This window comes from Psychrosphaera sp. 1_MG-2023, from assembly GCF_030548245.1.
GTDB lineage: Bacteria > Pseudomonadota > Gammaproteobacteria > Enterobacterales > Alteromonadaceae > Psychrosphaera > Psychrosphaera algicola.
This window is the reverse complement of sequence record NZ_JAUORW010000034.1, coordinates 1-19,311: the sequence shown is the minus strand read 5'-3', so window position 1 is coordinate 19,311 and position 19,311 is coordinate 1. Positions and strand designations below refer to the sequence as shown.

Below are 19,311 nucleotides of genomic sequence, written 5' to 3'. Positions count from 1 at the left end.
AAATTAACAAATTAACAAATTAACAAATTAACAAATTAACAAATTAACAAATTAACAAATTAACAAATTAACAAATTTGGAATGGGTAAACTGATCCAAGTTGTAATATTTGCGTTAACTCATCTAATGCTTGTCTTGATTCGATGACCAATTGTGGATCACGTAAATCGCTTTCATTTATTTCGTCACGGTAATTGCGGTCAACCCAGTGATTTAACTCCCCAAACAACTTATCAGACATTAATACGTTTTGATTGGTTGCGGCAAGCTCTTGCTCACTTAATGCCACTCGTAGGCGCAGACATGCAGGACCACCGCCGTTTCGCATACTCTGTTTTACGTCAAAGTAATGCACTTTTTGAATTGGTGTTCCTAAGGTCACTAGCTTATCAAGATAGGCGGAAACATTCGGGTTTTCACTGCATTCCATTGGCGCAATGATAGCCATTTGCCCATTGCCGATATCCACTAACTGTGTATTAAATAAGTATGTACGAATTGCGTCGTCAACCGACACTTGAGCCGTTGGGACTTTAACAAAGTGCATAGACTTGCCCGTTGCGGCTTCGTATTTATTGCCAAGTTCCGCTAGTTTTTGTTCGGTATTTAAAAATGCTTGTTCGTGATAAAACAGCACGTTTTGATTACCAACAGAAATAACGTCATTATGAAACACACCTTGATCAATAACATCTGGGTTTTGTTGAACATAAACCGTATTGCTTTCATTCAATTTGTGTAATCGTGCTACAGCTTCGCAGGCTTCATAGGTATGACGAGCTGGAAATTTGACCGGTGCAGGTTTTGAAGAATCAAAAGCATGTCGACCATATACAAACATTTCAACACCGTTACTGCCATAATCGCTACAAAAGCGAGTGTGGTTTGCTGCACCTTCATCACCAAAATGATCGTTGTCAGGAAGATGAGTATGATGCGCAAAATGTTGCTCGTTATTAAACATTGCTTTCAAAATTCGGCCACTGGTTTCCGGCTCTAACGAACGATGAAATTTGTTGGTTAAATTGGCTGGAGTAAAATGAACCTTATTGTCCGCTGTATCGCCACTAGGCGAAACCGTCGCTGCATTGGCAGTCCACATGCTAGATGCAGAATAAACTGCTCGTAGTACCGCTGGGCTCTGTTTAGCGGCCTGTTCTAACACACTTGCATCCGACCCACTGAATCCGAGACGACGCAGAGCATTTAAATCAGGACGTTCCTGTGGAGCTAGAACACCTTGTTTTAGGCCCATATCATGAAGCGCTTTCATTTTTGCCAAACCTTGTTTGGCAGCCGCTTTTGGATTAGAAATGTCATTTGCGTTATTTAGTGATGCTACATTTCCGACTGAAAGTCCCGCATAGTTATGTGTAGGGCCGACTAGACCGTCAAAATTTGTTTCAAAAAACTTCATTATTTAGATAACTCCTAGCTGCTATCGGACTGAATAACATAATTATTCAGAAAAAAATTTTCGACTTTTTTCCATTTCCTCTGTAAAACAATCAACTAATCAGATTTTATTCTAATTTTTATTTGTAATTTGTATGTTGTTTATTTTACCCTCTCCGCCGAAAGGATTGAATTTAGTGCGTTTCGAGGTAATGAAACAGGTTATATTATACGCAGTTAACCAACAAAATCTAAATGTTGCATAGAAATTGTTGGTGAATTTGCCTTGAGTTCGAATAGAATCGCATATATATCTTATAAGTTAGTATAACTACGCAAAGAATGCGCAACGTCCTGTTAAGTGATTGAGGAATTATGGGAAAATCTCTGGTCATCGTTGAGTCACCGGCTAAAGCGAAGACGATAAATAAGTACTTAGGCAAAGATTTTGTCGTGAAATCCAGTGTTGGTCATATTCGTGATCTTCCTACGTCTGGTGGTGCAAAAAAACCGGCAGAGCGAGCATCCACTAAAGGGTTGTCCGTAGAAGAAAAAGCGAAACTAAAAGCAAAAAAAGACAAAGAAGCATTAGTAGGCCGGATGGGGATCAATCCGGAAAAAGGCTGGGCGGCCAATTATCAAGTCTTGCCTGGCAAAGAAAAAGTTGTCGCTGAATTAAAAAAACTAGCAGCAAACGCTGACCAAATCTATCTCGCGACGGATTTGGATAGAGAAGGGGAAGCTATCGCTTGGCACCTTCGTGAAATCATTGGCGGCGACGACAGTAAATTTAAACGAGTTGTTTTTAACGAAATAACCAAAAGTGCAATTCAACAAGCGTTCTCTAAACCCGGCGAGTTAAATATTGATTGTGTTAACGCACAACAAGCTAGGCGTTTTCTTGACCGCGTTGTTGGCTTTATGGTTTCACCATTATTGTGGAAAAAGATCGCTCGTGGGTTATCAGCAGGTAGAGTTCAGTCTGTAGCTGTGCGCTTAGTTGTTGACCGCGAACGTGAAATTAAGGCGTTTGTGCCTGAAGAGTTTTGGCGTTTACATGCAGATACCGCAACGGCTGAAAAACAACCAATTATGCTTGAGGTGGCTAAACAGTCTGGAAAGGCGTTTAAGCCAACGAACAAAGCACAGATGGACACGATACTTGCGGCCATTAAAGCGCAAACATATACCGTTGTAAATCGAGAAGATAAGCCTTCAAAAAGTCGTCCTTCTGCGCCGTTTATTACCTCAACACTTCAACAAGCGGCGAGTACACGACTTGGTTTTGGTGTTAAGAAAACCATGATGATGGCTCAACGTTTATATGAAGCCGGTCATATTACGTATATGCGTACCGATTCGACGAATTTGAGTTCGGAAGCGGTTGGCGCATGTCGTATGTATATTCAAAGTGAATTTGGCGACAAGTATTTGCCTGAAAAACCTAATCTTTACGGAAGTAAAGAAGGGGCTCAAGAGGCGCATGAAGCAATTCGTCCGTCAAGTGTTGGCGTAGATGCTGAGCAATTGGCGAGTATGGAACGTGATGCGGTTCGTTTGTATGATTTAATTAGAAATCAATTTTTGGCCTGTCAAATGACAGCGGCTGAATATGACGTAACAAACTTAACAGTAAATGCTGGTGAATTTGAATTGCGCGCTAAAGGTCGCGTATTAAAGTTTGATGGTTGGACACGTGTTCAAAGTGCAATGAAAAAAGCCAATGACGACAATATTGAATTACCAAATGTTGCCGTAGGTGAAACACTTACATTAAATGAATTGCTACCAAAACAACACTTTACTAAACCAATAGCGCGTTTCTCAGAAGCGAGCTTAGTTAAAGAATTGGAAAAACGTGGTATTGGTCGTCCGTCGACATATGCTTCGATTATTTCAACAATTCAAGACCGTGGTTATGTTCGTCTTGAAAACAAACGATTTTATGCTGAAAAAATGGGTGAAATTGTCACCGATAGATTGGTAGAAAATTTCACTGAATTACTCAACTATGACTTTACTGCCAAAATGGAAGGTCGTTTAGATGAAGTGGCAGAAGGTGATTTAGAATGGAAACGTTTGTTAGATATATTTTATGAAGACTTTACCAAAAAGTTAGCAACAGCTGCTGGTGAAAGTGATGACGGCGGGATGCGAGAAAATACGCCAGTCCCTACCGATATTGAATGCAGCAAATGTGGCCGTGACATGAATATTCGAACGGCCTCAACGGGGGTGTTTTTAGGGTGTTCAGGTTATGCCTTGCCACCTAAAGAGCGTTGCACCAACACCATGAATTTAACTCATGGTGATGAGGCAGAAGCCGTAAATGTGTCAGATGAAGAAGAACTTGAAACTGAAGTTCTTCGTCAGATGAAGCGTTGCCCTAAATGTTCGACTGCGATGGACAGTTATTTAATCGACGAAAAACGTAAAATTCATATCTGCGGCAATAACCCAATTTGTGATGGTCATGTAGTTGAACAAGGCGAGTTTAAAATTAAGGGCTATGACGGTCCACTTATTGAGTGTGATAAGTGTGGCAGTGATATGCAGCTTAAATCTGGTCGCTTTGGTAAATATTTTGGTTGTACCGGTGAAGAATGTAAAAACACCCGCAAGTTGCTTAAAAGTGGTGAAGCTGCGCCGCCAAAAGAAGATCCAGTTCACTTAAAAGAATTACCATGCACGAAGTCAGATGGTTATTTTGTATTACGTGATGGCGCTTCAGGTATATTTATGGCGGCATCGACTTTCCCTAAATCACGTGAAACTCGAGCACCACTTGTGGCGGAATTGAAAAAGTATCGTGATAGGATCAGTCCTAAGTTTTACTATTTAGCAGACGCGCCGGTTAAAGACCCTGATGGTAATAAAACCGTTGTACGTTTTAGCCGAAAAACCAAACAGCAATATGTCATGACGGAAAATGCTGAAGGTAAAGCGACAGGGTGGAGTGCTTGGTACACCGATGATAAGTGGCAAGTCGAAGACAAACGTAAGAAAAAATAAACGTTTAGAATACGATGATACAACTGCAAAAGGCTTTCAGATGAAAGCCTTTTTGTTTTTGGGAAATAGAAAATAAGGCACTTAAGGTTATTTTTTGAATCCAACGACTTCTTGTCGTTTATGTTGAAGTGGCGTTTAAATTTGGGTAAGCCAATTTTGTAACCACGGGAGTGCAATACTATCTGGGTCTAACGTTTCACAGGCGTCAATTTTCAACATCGGAATGGGTGCTCGACCTTGTAACTCATAAAATAACTCTTCTAGCTTTTCACCAGCACCACAAAACGACTCATAACTAGAATCACCTAAACAAATAACACCAAAGGGCTTTCCTGCATGTGACGGCCTTTTGTCCTGCGCAGCAAAATAAAAATCTTCTATGTTGGACGGTAAATCGCCTTGCCCTGTGGTTGATGTAATGATCAACGATGCGTCAACATCATGGATGTCCGTAACAAGGGGGGAGGCGTTATAGGTCGTTGTATGGCCTGCTTTTTTAAGTTCTTTGTCGATGGTATCCGCTAAGTATTCAGCAGCGCCGTATACCGACCCCATTATGATTGCAATATTTGCCATGGAAAATGACCTTGTATTCAGTTGATTATAAACGATTCTAACATGCAAGATGTAATCACCTGCAACTCAAAAATACCATTTTTGCCAGCCTAGTTTTTGGTATACATTTTTTAATGATGTATCAAGATTTGCGGTTATGGTTAATGGCTGATGACTTACTGGATGGTCAAAACTAATAGATTTAGCAACCAGCGCCAATCTGTGAAGGTTTAAATTGATACTAGCAGATTTGTTTTGTTTACCATCACCGTGAGTTGTATCACCTATCATCGGGTGTCTCAGGTGGGCCATGTGACGTCTTAACTGATGTTTTCTGCCAGTGATAGGGCTTAGTTCAACAAGTGAGTAACGCGAAGTGTCATAGCGCCCAGAAGCAAAAGGCATTTCCGCTATGTCGAGCCTAGTTAATGTGGTGATGGCTGACTGTGGCTCGGCTAATTTATCTTTTAACTTGTCAGACTTTTTGTCTAAAATTTCTTTCAAGGGATAGTCTATCGTGGCGTGTTCGGGACAATGTCCCCGGACAATTGCCTGATACTTTTTAGATATAACATGGTTTTGCATTTGTTCTGACAATAACCTTGCAATATCAGAACTTAACGCAAAAACCAAAACCCCAGAGGTGGGCCTATCTAGTCGATGTATTGGGTACACATGTTGCCCAATTGTGTCTCGTGTTAATTGGATAGCGAACAAGGTTTCATGCCTATCAATCTCACTTCTGTGGACCAATAGACCCGATGGCTTGTCAATAACGACAATATATTCATCTTTATATAAGACACTAATTACAGGTGCTTCTGTGAAAACGATTTTACGCATTAAAAGGTTTCTCAACAAATTTACGATCAATAACTGCAACTGCGGCCAGTGTATTTGGTGCGACAAGGTTACGGTTAGCAAAGCTCATTTGTACAACCGGGGACAAATGGAGTTGTGTGGGTAATGGCTTGCCTGCTTGGATCAGTGCATTCATCTTAGGAATAAATATAAATTGTAACCATTGTTCTATTTCCAATGTGTCGATTGCAAAGGGTTCCAAACTTGATAGTGCTGTTACAGTTGGTGTTTCACAAGACCATAGTTGTTCTTCAATTAAGGCGTTTTGAAGTTCGATTAAATACGTCGAGATTTTAGCTGTCATTGGCAAATAAATTTGTAAAAAAGTGCGACTATGATACCACTAAGCATCAAATGTCCCTATAATTCGCACCATCTGTAATTATAAAAAATAATGAGTTTTATGAGTCAGTCCTCTGAGAATAATCCGGTACCTACGTTAGGTGTGTTAATGGAGCAGGCAAACGCCCAGTATAGAATTTTTGATTTAGGGCGTCGGATCCAAACGATTTCTAAATCTGAATTTGACAAAATTGAACTCAATCAAAAACCTTATCCATACCCGATTCAGAAAAAAGCCCGTTTTGCCTTTGTATTTTGGGATAAGTCAGACTCACCAACACACCGCAAAAACCCGTTTATTTGGTTTCTCCAGTTTGAACTCGACGAAATGGGGTTGTTAAAACAACAACAAAGAGATCATTACATTTCATTAGTGATCAAAGAGCTTGGTAATAAACTTATTGCACAAGGGACCCATAATTCAGACAAATTAGACAACCACCCTTATTCTTTTACGCCAGATCAACACCGATTGGCCATGTTTAATGCCAAAGTTAAAGTTGAGTTAAAGCAACCTGCGTCAATGTATTATGAGCACGTACAATCTTACTTTTACGGGGCGTTAGATAGTGACAAATGGCAGGACTTAACGGTTCAAGGTATTGCCGATTATTGCGCTAGAATAAATGATGAGCAAAATGGCCAGAAATTAGGTGACTGTTTAAATGAACTCCCTGTGCAAATTATGGGGTCATTAGCAGCGTCATTAGAGCATGTTGAAATTGGCGTTTCTTTGACTGAAAAGTTGATTGAAATGCAAAACCAGTTTTTACAACAAGGGGATCGCGAACAAGTGATCAATTCTTTAAGGTGCATGGCAGGGAGCCAAAGTAAAACCTTACTGACAGAACAAGTGATTAAATTGTTAAGTAGCGAAGAGGCTGAGGAAGAAGCCCTATATATTGTCATCGCAGGGCGTTTGTGGCATTTACTTAACGATGAAAAAGTTTTGATGGCCTACTTTGAAAAGGTTGCCACCCATGGCAATAAAAACCTGTTTGCCGGTCTATTTTCCGATTTAGTGGCTGTCCCTGAAGTGCGACAGGCATTGCTTTCTTTAGTGCGTAATCCAAATCGTCCCGATGCAATTTCTGTGGCTATTGGACGAGTATTTGGTCGGGCATAAAGTGTCAGTATTTTTTACATAAATAGAATTTTCTAAGTTAACCTTTTGAATATTAATGGTTTAATTTTTGGTATGGATTTTGAATAATACTTGTTTAATTATAAAATAAAATTACTGGGACTTTATGAACTTAACTAAATTATTCAAAATCGGACTTTTCTGCGTCGTCGGTACAGCCAATGCGACAGTCATTACATATAATGACTTTAGTTCGACAGTAGGGTTAACTTTAAACGGTGATGCGCAGGTTGTCGCGGGTAATATATTACAGTTAACACCTGCTCAAGGAACTAAAAATGGCAGTGTCTTTTCAACTGACTTAATTGATTTAACCGAAGGTTCATTTTCAACGCAGTTTTCGTTCAATTTTGATGGCCAAATTAACGGTGGTGCAGACGGCATGGTCTTCACTTTGCAAAGTTCAAGTAATCAAGCTGGCACAAGTGGCGGAGGGATAGGGTATCAAGGTATTAGTAATAGCTTTGGCCTGGAATTTGATAATTATAACAATGGCGCTGGTGACGGAAGCAGTGATTCCCATATTGGCATAAACTTTAATGGCAATATTAACTCGGCTGCATTAGTAACAACAGATGCACTTGGTTTGAGTAACTTAGATAGCCCTAATATTACTTGGTATGCGTGGTTGAATTATGACAATACCAGTAAAGTTATTGATGTCTTTTTTAACGATCAAGATATCTTACCTGGTACTGCCGCTTTAACACATACCGCTGACTTAGCTGCTATTTTAGGTACTGATCATGTTTATGCTGGTTTCACCTCGGCTACTGGCGGCGCTTATACAAATCACAAATTGTTAAGTTGGGAGTTTTCAAATGAAAAAAATGGCACATCTGCATTTGAAGAAGTACCTGAACCTAGTTCGTTATTTATACTCTCAGCCGCTTTGTTAGGTTTAGTTCGGTTATCTAAGAAGAAATAACCCAATAACGTTAAAACTATGTCACTAAAAAGCCGCTTATTAACGCGGCTTTTTAGTGATAAGAATTTACTAAATCGGTCTTTATTTAGTTAGACAAGTAGTCTACAACTCTATTGCGGATCGCATTAAGCCCATTTGTTCTAGAACTGCTTAGTTGGCCAAATATTTTTAAATCAGTCAAATACTGTTGTAAGTCAAATTCAATAATGTCTTTTTGGCTTTGCCCGTTAATCTTACTTAATAAAATAGCAATAAGGCCTTTAACTATTTTGGCATCGGAGCCAATCGCAAAATAGTACTTGTCGTCTTCTAAGTATGCATATAACCAAACATTGCTTTCGCATCCTAATACTCTATTTTCATCCCGTTTGGCGTGTTCAGGAAAAGCGGGTAGCGCTTTTCCCAATAACATGAGCGCCCGATAGCGAGTTTCCCAGCTTGTAGTGGAATTAAGTGTTTGTTCTATTTTTTGAGGTGAAATAGAAAATTGTTTGGCGAGGTGTAGAAAAGTCATTTGTTCCAGCTTTAAAGTGTAAGTAGGGAAAGTGATTTATTTAAGGCGGTTATAAATAAATCAATGTCACCTTTATTATTGTAACAACCAAGCGATACACGGACAGTACCTGATATGCCTAATGCTGTCATTAATGGCATAGCACAATGATGCCCGCAGCGCACCGCGATATGTTGTTCATTAAGCAGAGCGCCTATATCACTAGCCGATTCGTCTTCTACAACAAAAGAAACAACACCGATGTTTTTGTTGGTATTGCCCAAGACTCTAACGGTTCCAATATCATGTAGTTGATTTATTAAGTATTGGTAAAGCGACGCAGACGATTTTGATGCTTCAAAAAACATCTTTGACTGGATAAATTCAAGGGCTGCACCTAAACCGATTATGCCCGCTATATTTGGCGTTCCTGTTTCTAGGAAATGGGGGAATGGCCGAAACTCTGTTTTTTCAATTGATACATGGCTGATCATTTCACCACCAAATTGAACAGGCGTTAATTGGTGTTTTATCCTGTTGTTGACATATAAAACACCGATGCCCGTTGGCCCATACATTTTGTGACCAGAAAATGCATAAAAGTCACAACCAATATCTTCGACATTGACCGGCACATGGGCTATAGCTTGAGCTCCGTCGACCAGTGTTGTTGCCCCTGACTTTTTAGCCCGCTCTACAAGTTGCTTAACCGGGTAAATATTCCCTAGCGCATTTGAACAATGTTGAATCGCAACCAGTTTAGGCTGTAGCAGCATGAGAGACTCAAAATGGGAAAGGTCAATATCGCCGTTTGGTAATACATTAACCACTTTAAAATGGGCATTTTTGAGTTTAGCGAGTTGTTGCCATGGAACGAAATTAGCGTGATGTTCACTGCCTAAAACAACGATTAGGTCGTCTGATGATATATTCTGATTGCCCCAAGCCATGGCGGCTAAATTAATACTGTCCGTTGTCCCTTTAGTCCAAATTATATTTTGGGCGTGTGTGGAGCCTATAAAACTGGCGACATTGGCTCGGATTGATTCGTATTTGTCGGTTAAAGCACTTGCTTGAGAAAAGGCACTGCGATGGACTGTGGTGTTTTCATGTTGGTAATAACGGGTTATTGAGTCTATAACGCTTTGTGGTTTCTGAGTCGTGGCTGCACTGTCTAAATAAACAATGGGGCCCTGTTGGAAAAATGGAAACTGACTTCGAAGCGACATGATGAAATTACAAACTATGAAAAAGAAAGATTATACCAGTTAACATAACGAGAAAAAATTGGAAATTTAAAATGAGCCGCCTAGTATAGACTCTTCAACTTTTTAACTATTGACGCTTATGATATTAATTTTGAAATCTAAAATGGCTTTTGTATTGTTTAGCCTGTTTTCTATCTCCTTAACGACAAATGCTTCAGAAATCATTTGGCCAAATAACGCAAAGCTTGCGGTGAACCTGTCTTACGATGACGCGCTCAATTCACAATTAGATAACGCCATTCCGGTATTAAATAAATACAATATTCACGGTTCCTTTTTTCTGACGTTATCGAACTCTACAGTTCAAACACGTTTAGAAGAGTGGCGACAAATTGCTAAGGACGGCCATGAACTCGGTAACCATACTATTTTTCATCCATGTCGAAAGAATGAAGAAGGTCGATCGTGGGTGCCAGAACATAGAAATTTGGATACCACATCTAACCAAGCAATTTGGGAAGAAGTAAGAATGGCCAATGCAATACTTTTTAGCATTGATGGTAAAACCAAACGAACTTACACGCCACCCTGTGGCGACATTGTGACAGACAATGGCAATTATGTTGAAGCACTTCAAGACGACTTTGTCGCAATAAAGTGGCAGAACAAGTATGGAAAAATATACGATAAAGTTTATATGCCTCACGGGGTTAGCGGTCAGCAGCTAATTGAATACGTTAAAGGCCAGCAGGCCAAAGGGGGAGCGGTGACCTTTATTTTTCACGGAATTGGCGGCGATCATTTATCCGTATCGACTGAAGCACACCGTCAGTTAGTAGCTTATTTAGCAAGCCACAAAGAACAATATTGGACTGACAGTTATATTAATATCATGAGTTATGTAGCGGAATTTAATAAGAAGTAGACGATTAGAATTTAATAACGTTGTCGACGCTGAGTTATTCCGCTAATTCTACGCGGTTGGTTTTTTAATGTTCGCTATAGCTCTGATGGAGAGTTTATAGCGAACAACATATACGGTGGAGACTGATCGAACAGCTCGATAATTATCAGCATAAATTTTAGTTAATTAAATGCGTTAACTGAAATGAACTGCTAATTAACATTCTGTTATGTTTACAGCCAAACCACCGCGAGCGGTTTCTTTGTATTTAGATTTCATGTCGTTGCCCGTATCCCACATGGTTTTTATCACTTTATCTAAAGAAACTTTTTGACCGCCAGTTCCGCGCAGTGCCAAGCGAGCAGCATTAATTGCTTTAATTGCTCCCATCGCATTACGTTCGATACATGGAACCTGAACTAAGCCGCCAACGGGGTCGCAGGTTAAACCTAGGTTATGCTCCATACCAATCTCTGCCGCGTTTTCAACTTGTTCAACACTCGCACCTTGAATTTCAGCCAGTGCGCCAGCTGCCATTGAACAAGCAACACCAACTTCCCCTTGGCATCCAACTTCTGCACCCGATATTGACGCGTTCTTTTTATATAAGATCCCAATGGCACCGGCGGTTAATAAATATCGGACGATTAGTTCTTCATTTAGTGGTTTTACAAATTTGTGATAATACATAGCAACAGCAGGAATTATACCTGCTGCACCGTTAGTTGGGGCTGTTACAACTCGGCCACCGTCGGCGTTTTCTTCATTAACCGCCATAGCAAACAGGTTAACCCAGTCCATAACGGTAAGAGGATCATTACTTTGCTCTGAGCTTAATTTTCGGTAAAGGGAAGGGGCACGGCGTTTTACTTTTAGGCCGCCAGGTAAAATACCTTCAGTTTCAATGCCTCTGTCGATACACGCGGACATCACATTCCAAAGCTCAACTAATTTAGCTTTAACGTCGGATTTTGGCTGACTCACAACCTCGTTAGCCATCATTAGCGCAGGAATTGAAAGGCCGTGTTCTAAACACAATTCTAATAATTGCTTACCTGTCGAAAACTCATAAGGCACGACAAGTGTATCTAATTGGGTTGTGGCCGCCGCTTTTTGTTGGGCAAAATGTTCATGTTTTACGATGAAGCCACCGCCAATAGAATAGAAGGTTTGCTCTGCGACCAACTCATTTTTGTTAAATGCTTTTAAGGTCATGCCATTAGAATGTAAAGGCAGGGTTTTTCTGCGATGAAATACAATTGCGTCTTTGCGTGGGAAGTTCGCTAAGTGTTGACCATTTAAATTAATTGTTTGCGTTGTTTCAATTTCCGATAGTTTTTCTGCAACCGTATTTGGGTCAATTGATTCAGGCTCTTCACCTAACAACCCCAAAATAACCGCTTTACCCGAACCGTGACCAATACCTGTTTGGCCTAAAGAACCAAATAATTCTGTTTTAATATGGGTGACGTTTGCCATTTGGTTATTAATTGATAACGAAAGCACAAATTCTCTTGCTGCGCGCATTGGGCCTACAGTATGTGAACTTGACGGACCGATACCAATACTAAACATATCAAAAACACTAAGCATAAAATTAACAACTCGTTAAAAAAGACGTTGTAATTGTATCCTAGATTGTAAGCTTTCACATCATGATACACATGAGATTAATTTATCCGAGATGTAGGACCAGTTTATCTATAATGGTCGCAGTAACGCCCCAAATTAATTTGTTCTTGTACGGCATGAAATGCACAACCTGAGTTTTATTTTTTCTTGTAGGGCTTATGGTTGAATGGTTTTTACGACTTCTAAAATGCTCTAATGGAACTTCAAAGCTATGGGCGACTTCGTCGGGGTTTAGATTTAAATTTGTCGAAGTATCGATAAATCCAACTAATGGATGGATTGTGTAGTTAGAGATGGAATGCAAACTTGGTAACCAGCCAATCGGTTTTACTTGAGCCGCTGGGATCCCAATTTCTTCTTCTGTTTCTCGTAGTGCAGCCGCCAAAAAGCTAGGGTCGTCATGCTCTATACGACCTCCAGGGAAACTAATTTGGCCAGGGTGTTGTCTCATATGTTCTGCACGTTGCGTAAACAATAGGTGTAACCCAGTTGGTCTTATTACAACAGGGACTAACACAGCGGCCTCTTTTGAACTTTGGTTGGGTGTATAAAACCCCTCGTAACGGGCGTCACGACTATCTATTTGAAACAAACTAAATCGGCTTGAAAAATGCTCTGGTGACATAATTATCCTACTAATTTACTCGATTGATAACCTTGTTCATTAACCGTTACATAGCGGCCAAAATTGGCAAAATGCGATTTACCTTATCAAGTGTTTCTTGATATTCGGAGTCACAAATGGAGTCAGCAACAAGGCCACCTCCGGCCCAACAGTAAATATGTTGTTGATTACATACTAAAGTTCGGATGGTGATATTTGTGTCCATGTCGCCGTTTGGTTTGATATACCCAATTGCGCCACAATACACACTTCGAGGATCAGGTTCCAATTCATGAATGATCTCCATCGCTCTTATTTTAGGTGCACCTGTAATGGAACCTCCGGGAAACGCACCGCGCAATAAATCAATTGCAGTGAACGGTGGGCGGATCGACGCTGTTACTGTGCTGACTAAATGATGCACTGCAGGAAAACTTTCTATCGCAAATAATTGCGGTACTAAAACACTGCCGGGAACCGCGACTTTACTTAAGTCATTTCGCAATAAATCAACAATCATTAAATTTTCTGCTCGGTCTTTTTCGGCGACTGCGAGTTCGTTTGCATTTGCAATGTCTCGTTGTTTGTCCTTAGAACGAGGGCGAGTGCCTTTAATGGGTTTCGTTTCAATTTTATTGTTACAAACCTGTAAAAAACGCTCTGGTGAAACGCTTAAAATTGCGCCTTGGTCGATTCGAATAAAACTCGAAAATGGCGCAGCGTTTTTCTCTCGTAAACTTAAATAGGCGTTCCATTCGTCGCCAAGATAGGAAGCTTTAAAACGTTGTGCCAAGTTAATTTGGTAACAATCACCCGATAATAAATATTCTTGTACCTTATCAAATTTGGTTTCGTATTCAGCTCTTGTCATGTTTGACCGCCACTGACTGGTTAATTTAAATGGCTTATCAAACAAATTAGGTTGTTTGCTTACGTCATTAAGCTGAGTGAATGTTTCAGAAGCGTTTTCGCGATGACTAATAAAATAGACTTCAGTGTAATTAGGTTTAAACAATAAGATTTGATCGTAAATGCCAACGTGCATGTTTGGCATCGATATATCCGTGTTTTTAGGTGCAGGTAAGGATTCATATCGACCGCCAAGTTCGTAATCCCAATAACCAATCGCGCCGCCAGTGAAGGGCAATTTAGAGTCTACATGTGGAATAGTTTGCAAATATTGATTAACTAAACTTAGTGGGTCAGCAGAACTTGTTCCGATTAACTGGTTGTTTTCAAAGATGCTGGTTGTTTTTAAGTCGGCCACAAGTGTAAATCGAGGCGCCCATGCAAAAACAGAAAAATTGCTATTGTTGTGGTCACTCGAGGCCGAGTCTAAAAATGCAGTTCCACTATTATGTTGTAGAGATTGCAGCAAATTGGTTAACTCCGAAGGGGAAACTGGGAGCTGTTTGACAAACATATTTTTACGTCCAATTAAACTATCTGGTTATTAACTAAGCGAAAAAGTTACTAATTTCAACAAATTTGCGTTGTTAAATTGTTGGCTTACGTTTTTCGGAAGAGTATCATCCTCGTGTCTAAATTTCAGTTAATTTACATCGACACTAGGAAGTAAATTAGGTTTTAATCTCCTCATTTGAGATTTTTGTCAACGAAGATGAACAAACAAATGACACACAGCATAAATTAACAACTATAATTTATAAGTTGTTTCCAATATACAAAACAAAATAGAGGTCATTATGACGGTAATCCGCCAAGCCGATTTTATTGAAAGTATCGCCGATGCTCTGCAATACATTTCCTACTATCATCCACTTGACTACGTTAAAGCAGTTGAAGACGCCTATAACCGGGAACAAAACCCGGCCGCTAAAGACGCTATGGCACAAATTTTAATAAACTCAAGAATGTCTGCAGAGGGACGTCGTCCGATATGCCAAGATACGGGTATCGTAACTTGTTTTGTTAAAGTGGGTATGGACGTTAAGTGGGATAATACGGCGTTAACCGTTCAAGAAATGGTTGATGAAGGTACACGTCAGGCATATTTAAATTCAGATAATCCACTAAGAGCGTCAATTGTTGCCGACCCAGCTGGGGCACGTAAAAATACCAAAGACAATACCCCTTCTGTTGTCCATATCGATTTAGTTGCGGGCGATAAGATTGAAGTGATGATTGCAGCGAAGGGCGGCGGTAGTGAAAACAAATCTAAAATGGCGATGTTAAATCCGTCTGACGATATTGTTGAATGGATCAAAAAAACTGTACCAACTATGGGGGCAGGTTGGTGTCCTCCAGGGATGTTAGGAATAGGTATTGGCGGTACGGCAGAGAAAGCGGCTGTAATGGCGAAAGAGTCTTTAATGGACCCTGTTGATATGCCTGCACTAATGGAAAAAGGCGCTGAAACAACGGACGAACAACTTCGCATCGACATCTACAATGCTGTTAATGATTTAGGTATAGGCGCTCAGGGGCTTGGTGGTTTAACTACCGTTGTTGATATTAAAATTAAGTCTTGCCCGACTCATGCGGCATCTAAACCAGTAGTGCTTATTCCAAACTGCGCTGCGACTCGTCATGCTCACTTTTTCTTAGATGGTTCTGGTCCTGCAAATTTACAGCCACCAAAATTAGAAGATTGGCCAAAAGTTACATGGGAGCTTGGTGAAAATGTGCGTCGAGTTAACATCGATAATTGCACAAAAGCTGATATCGCTGACTGGAAAGCAGGTGAAACAGTACTATTAAGCGGTAAAATACTAACGGGTCGTGATGCTGCTCATAAGCGCATTAAAGACATGTTAGACCGAGGTGAAGGTTTGCCGGAAGGTGTTGATTTCACCAATCGTTTTATTTATTACGTAGGTCCTGTTGACGCGGTTGGCGACGAAGTCGTTGGCCCAGCTGGCCCAACGACAGCAACACGCATGGACAAATTTACTGACATGATGTTAGAGCAAACTGGCCTTATTGGCATGATTGGTAAATCGGAACGAGGTCCAGCAACAGTTGACTCTATCGCTAAACAAAAAGCGGTTTACTTAATGGCTGTCGGCGGCGCGGCTTATTTAGTATCTAAAGCAATCAAAAAATCACGCGTTGTGGCATTTGAAGATTTAGGTATGGAAGCTATTTATGAGTTTGAAGTAGAAGATATGCCAGTATCTGTTGCAGTAGATTCTACCGGCAACAACGTACATGAAACCGGCCCAGCGATTTGGCGTGGCAAGATTGCAGACGCTAAAAAAGCGAAATAGATTTTAGTAAAACATTTACTTTAGAATTAAAAAGAGGAACCTAGGTTCCTCTTTTTTCGTTTAATACTACGATGTTACTTTTTAAAACCAGCATCAACTAAAAAGTCACCAGACTCTGCTGCGTCTCTTGCTAAGTCATCAACACGTTCGTTTTCTGGGTGACCTGAATGGCCTTTTACCCAAAACCACTTTATGTCATGACGTGCGACTTGCTCGTCAAGCAACTTCCAAAGGTCGACATTTTTGACAGGTTGCTTCGCCGCGGTTTTCCAACCGTTTTTTTTCCAATTAATTATCCACTTAGTAATACCGTCTTTAACATAGTTACTGTCGGTGGTAATAGATACTTGGCATTTTTGCGTTAACGCTTCTAATGCTTTAATGACAGCTAACAACTCCATGCGGTTGTTTGTGGTCAGTTTGTATCCTTGGCTTAATTCTTTTTTGTGGTCGTTATAAAGCATTAACGCCCCATACCCACCCGGTCCGGGGTTACCTAAACAAGAACCGTCGGTATAAATTTTCACAGATTTCATTAAATGAAAGCTCCAATAAGATGATTTTCAATCTGAAGAGGGAGTATACTCTACCCACATCACATTAATAATAAAAACGATTCATGGCAAAACGACAAATAATTCTCGATACAGAAACCACAGGTATCGACCCGAAAGCGGGTCATAGGATCATTGAAATTGGTTGTGTGGAAATGATCAATAGACGATTAACAGGGAATAACTTCCATGTTTATATTGACCCATGTCGTGCAATTGAAGACGAAGCCATTGGTGTACATGGTATTACAAATGAATTCCTTCAAGGCAAGCCACTATTTAAAGATATCGCAGATGAGTTTTTTGATTATATTCGCGGTGGCGAGTTAGTCATCCATAATGCGCCATTTGACATAGGTCATATGGATAACGAATTTGGTAAGTTGTGGCAAGATTGGACTCAAACTGCAGATTTCTGTGGAATTGTCGATACACTAGTTATGGCCCGCGATAAGCACCCTGGCCAAAAGAATAATCTTGATGCCTTGTGTCGTCGTTATGAAATAGATAATACACACCGTACGATGCACGGCGCCTTGCTGGATTCTGAGATCTTAGCCGATGTTTTCCTTAGAATGACGGGTGGGCAGGGCGATTTAGATTTGGCGCAACAGCTAAAATCAGCGGGATTAAGTAATATCGAAAATTCGACGGTCAAACAACGTAATTTAAAAGTTGTATTTGCCGAACAAAATGAAATAGAGGCACATGAAAGCCGCCTCGACCTTGTAGAGAAAAACGGAGCATGTTTGTGGCGAAATTCACAACAACAATAATTTTTTCACTTTTTTTATTTGTATCCTCATTTGCCAATGCGGTAAATGTTAATCCGGTTTCTATTCCAGTTGACGGAAAACAAGTCAATCCAGTACCAAAATTGGCTTTTCTTAAGAATTTTGAAGGCAGCAACCAAGTAAAATTACTCAATAATCGATTTCGCGTTGATTATGAAGTTGATGAATTGCTAATGTTGTTTTTCCGAAAACACGGTTCAAAACCAATTGTTCTTGTCCGCCCTGATGGTTCAAAACTTTATACTCGCGATGCCGATGGCATTAACCTTGAGTGGCATGCCGACGTTAACTTTGACTTAATAAGAATTAAAAATCCAATTGCTGGGCCTTGGCAAGCGCTTGGAATGATCGAAAAAGACAGTAAAGTTTTAGTCTTATCTGAAGTTGAATTAATTGTTGATAAATTACCAGACCTTATTTTCCAATATGAAGTGTTAAAAGCGGAAGCAAAGATAGTTAATGCGCAAGAAATAATAAGCGAAAGTGGTTTTAGAAGTGTTGTCCGTGTGCGTTCAGCGCTTTATTCGACTAATGACTTAGACCAAGAAAACTTTGGTGCCGATTTATATCGATTAGGTGAATTTTTTGATGATGGCAAAGGGCTAGACGAAAAGCCAAATGACGGCGTCTTTACGCTTTCATACTATATAGATGTTGTCACTGGCACTTGGATGCCTAAATACACACTAGAAGCCGAACTATTTGGACGTGAAATTGAACATGAGCCTATTACGGTCCTACCTAGTCCAATATCCTATAAAGTTAAATTAGCCGGCCCTAACGAACGATACCACTATGTAACGATTGAAGCTGACCCTATGTATATTGAAGCTGATAAATTGATGTTTCAAGGCCTGATCGAATTTCCAAATGGTGAAACTCAAACTTTTAGTTTGTCAGAGCAACACATAAGAGAGTTAGAAATTTTTCAAAGTGAATTTGGTACGTTTAAAATAACGACTGAGGTTTTTGGAAATGATTTGTCTGGGCGCGACTTTAAACTTAAGTTACCTGTTTATGAGATAGTCACAACTGGCCCCGAAATCGAGGCTGAAATTTTACCTGAGATGTCGCAAGAACAACTGTTGTCTGAAAAAGCGGTTGAGGTTGTTCCCGTTGAAGTAGAACCAGAGCTTTCAATCGGCCTTGTGATATTGATTAATCTGATTATATTGGTTATTGGATTTATAATTATTTGGGTTGTTGTCTTAAATAAGGCATTTCCAAACCCTATGAACTTAATTAAATTAATAAAACTTAAAAAATCCGGCGGTGATAAGTCTGCAGGGAAAAAAGAAAAGGTCGATAAAAACAGCCTAGACTTGGACAGTTCTGATGATATTTTAGACCTTAGCTTGCCAGAAGACTAGAAAGTGACCAAAAAAACGTATTTATGAAAAAAGTTGTTGACGGGGTCTGATTCAAACTTTAATATTCGCGCCGTTGTTTAGCAACATGTATCGAAGTAACTGGAGCGGTAGTTCAGTTGGTTAGAATACCGGCCTGTCACGCCGGGGGTCGCGAGTTCGAGTCTCGTCCGTTCCGCCAATTACTTTGATATGATTTAGTGTTAAGACTGGAGCGGTAGTTCAGTTGGTTAGAATACCGGCCTGTCACGCCGGGGGTCGCGAGTTCGAGTCTCGTCCGTTCCGCCA

Annotated in this window: 17 protein-coding genes and 2 tRNA genes; 9 read left to right on the top strand and 10 right to left on the bottom strand. The window is 40.2% G+C overall.

Annotated elements, in window-relative coordinates; translation table 11 throughout:
* Positions 1-67: 67 nt before the first annotated feature.
* Complete coding sequence (gene astB, locus Q4575_RS19230; RefSeq protein WP_303523895.1) at positions 68-1,417, bottom strand: N-succinylarginine dihydrolase; 1,350 nt, start codon at positions 1,415-1,417, stop codon at positions 68-70.
* Between the two features lie 353 nt (positions 1,418-1,770).
* On the opposite strand from astB, the gene topA reads away from it, so the two are divergent.
* Positions 1,771-4,407 (top strand): type I DNA topoisomerase, encoded by a 2,637-nt coding sequence (topA, locus tag Q4575_RS19225; protein WP_215962090.1) that lies wholly within the window; start codon positions 1,771-1,773, stop codon positions 4,405-4,407.
* 135 nt (positions 4,408-4,542) lie between these two features.
* On the opposite strand, the gene Q4575_RS19220 is transcribed toward topA, so the two are convergent.
* The 3 genes from Q4575_RS19220 to Q4575_RS19210 form a co-directional block, all read right to left on the bottom strand.
* Positions 4,543-4,983 carry a flavodoxin domain-containing protein gene (locus tag Q4575_RS19220; protein ID WP_215962089.1) on the bottom strand — a complete coding sequence of 147 codons (441 nt, stop codon included), beginning with the start codon at positions 4,981-4,983 and terminating at the stop codon, positions 4,543-4,545.
* A gap of 66 nt (positions 4,984-5,049) precedes the next feature.
* Positions 5,050-5,805: a tRNA pseudouridine(65) synthase TruC gene (gene truC / locus Q4575_RS19215; protein ID WP_215962088.1), complete on the bottom strand. Its 756-nt coding sequence runs from the start codon at positions 5,803-5,805 to the stop codon at positions 5,050-5,052.
* On the bottom strand, positions 5,798-6,127 hold the full coding sequence (locus tag Q4575_RS19210) for a YqcC family protein (RefSeq protein ID WP_215962087.1): 330 nt from the start codon (positions 6,125-6,127) through the stop codon (positions 5,798-5,800). Before Q4575_RS19210 ends, truC begins: the two co-directional genes overlap by 8 nt.
* 99 nt (positions 6,128-6,226) lie before the next feature.
* Between Q4575_RS19210 and Q4575_RS19205 the strand changes: the two genes are divergently transcribed.
* Together Q4575_RS19205 and Q4575_RS19200 are read left to right on the top strand one after the other, a co-directional pair.
* Entirely contained in the window at positions 6,227-7,291 is a 1,065-nt protein-coding gene (locus tag Q4575_RS19205) for a DUF3549 family protein (protein ID WP_303523894.1), read from the top strand.
* 124 nt (positions 7,292-7,415) lie between these two features.
* Positions 7,416-8,237, top strand: coding sequence for an L-type lectin-domain containing protein (locus Q4575_RS19200; RefSeq protein WP_303523893.1), 822 nt, complete (start codon positions 7,416-7,418; stop codon positions 8,235-8,237).
* Positions 8,238-8,322: 85 nt separating this feature from the next.
* Here the strand turns inward: Q4575_RS19200 and Q4575_RS19195 are convergent, their stop codons facing one another.
* Together Q4575_RS19195 and Q4575_RS19190 are read right to left on the bottom strand one after the other, a co-directional pair.
* Entirely contained in the window at positions 8,323-8,751 is a 429-nt protein-coding gene (locus Q4575_RS19195; RefSeq protein WP_215962084.1) for a SufE family protein, read from the bottom strand.
* Between the two features lie 11 nt (positions 8,752-8,762).
* Positions 8,763-9,959, bottom strand: coding sequence for a cysteine desulfurase (locus Q4575_RS19190; protein WP_303523892.1), 1,197 nt, complete (start codon positions 9,957-9,959; stop codon positions 8,763-8,765).
* Positions 9,960-10,101: 142 nt separating this feature from the next.
* On the opposite strand from Q4575_RS19190, the gene Q4575_RS19185 reads away from it, so the two are divergent.
* Positions 10,102-10,863 (top strand): polysaccharide deacetylase family protein, encoded by a 762-nt coding sequence (locus Q4575_RS19185; protein ID WP_215962082.1) that lies wholly within the window; start codon positions 10,102-10,104, stop codon positions 10,861-10,863.
* Positions 10,864-11,058: 195 nt separating this feature from the next.
* On the opposite strand, the gene Q4575_RS19180 is transcribed toward Q4575_RS19185, so the two are convergent.
* The 3 genes from Q4575_RS19180 to pabB form a co-directional block, all read right to left on the bottom strand.
* Positions 11,059-12,435 carry an L-serine ammonia-lyase gene (locus Q4575_RS19180; protein WP_303523891.1) on the bottom strand — a complete coding sequence of 459 codons (1,377 nt, stop codon included), beginning with the start codon at positions 12,433-12,435 and terminating at the stop codon, positions 11,059-11,061.
* Between the two features lie 82 nt (positions 12,436-12,517).
* Entirely contained in the window at positions 12,518-13,099 is a 582-nt protein-coding gene (locus tag Q4575_RS19175) for a CoA pyrophosphatase (protein ID WP_303523890.1), read from the bottom strand.
* Positions 13,100-13,145: 46 nt separating this feature from the next.
* Complete coding sequence (pabB, locus tag Q4575_RS19170; RefSeq protein WP_215962079.1) at positions 13,146-14,501, bottom strand: aminodeoxychorismate synthase component I; 1,356 nt, start codon at positions 14,499-14,501, stop codon at positions 13,146-13,148.
* Positions 14,502-14,784: 283 nt separating this feature from the next.
* On the opposite strand from pabB, the gene Q4575_RS19165 reads away from it, so the two are divergent.
* On the top strand, positions 14,785-16,308 hold the full coding sequence (locus tag Q4575_RS19165) for a fumarate hydratase (protein WP_215962078.1): 1,524 nt from the start codon (positions 14,785-14,787) through the stop codon (positions 16,306-16,308).
* Between the two features lie 74 nt (positions 16,309-16,382).
* Here Q4575_RS19165 and rnhA read toward each other — a convergent pair whose 3' ends face one another.
* A complete protein-coding gene (gene rnhA, locus Q4575_RS19160) occupies positions 16,383-16,844 on the bottom strand; it encodes a ribonuclease HI (protein ID WP_215962077.1) in 462 nt (153 codons plus the stop codon).
* 83 nt (positions 16,845-16,927) lie between these two features.
* On the opposite strand from rnhA, the gene dnaQ reads away from it, so the two are divergent.
* The 4 genes from dnaQ to Q4575_RS19140 all read left to right on the top strand — a co-directional run bounded on the left by dnaQ (position 16,928) and on the right by Q4575_RS19140 (position 19,311).
* Positions 16,928-17,638 (top strand): DNA polymerase III subunit epsilon, encoded by a 711-nt coding sequence (gene dnaQ, locus Q4575_RS19155; RefSeq protein WP_215962076.1) that lies wholly within the window; start codon positions 16,928-16,930, stop codon positions 17,636-17,638.
* Entirely contained in the window at positions 17,614-19,026 is a 1,413-nt protein-coding gene (locus Q4575_RS19150) for a TIGR03503 family protein (RefSeq protein ID WP_303523889.1), read from the top strand. The genes dnaQ and Q4575_RS19150 overlap by 25 nt, the downstream gene beginning before the upstream one ends.
* 101 nt (positions 19,027-19,127) lie before the next feature.
* Positions 19,128-19,204 (top strand) — tRNA-Asp (locus Q4575_RS19145).
* Between the two features lie 30 nt (positions 19,205-19,234).
* Positions 19,235-19,311 (top strand) — tRNA-Asp (locus Q4575_RS19140).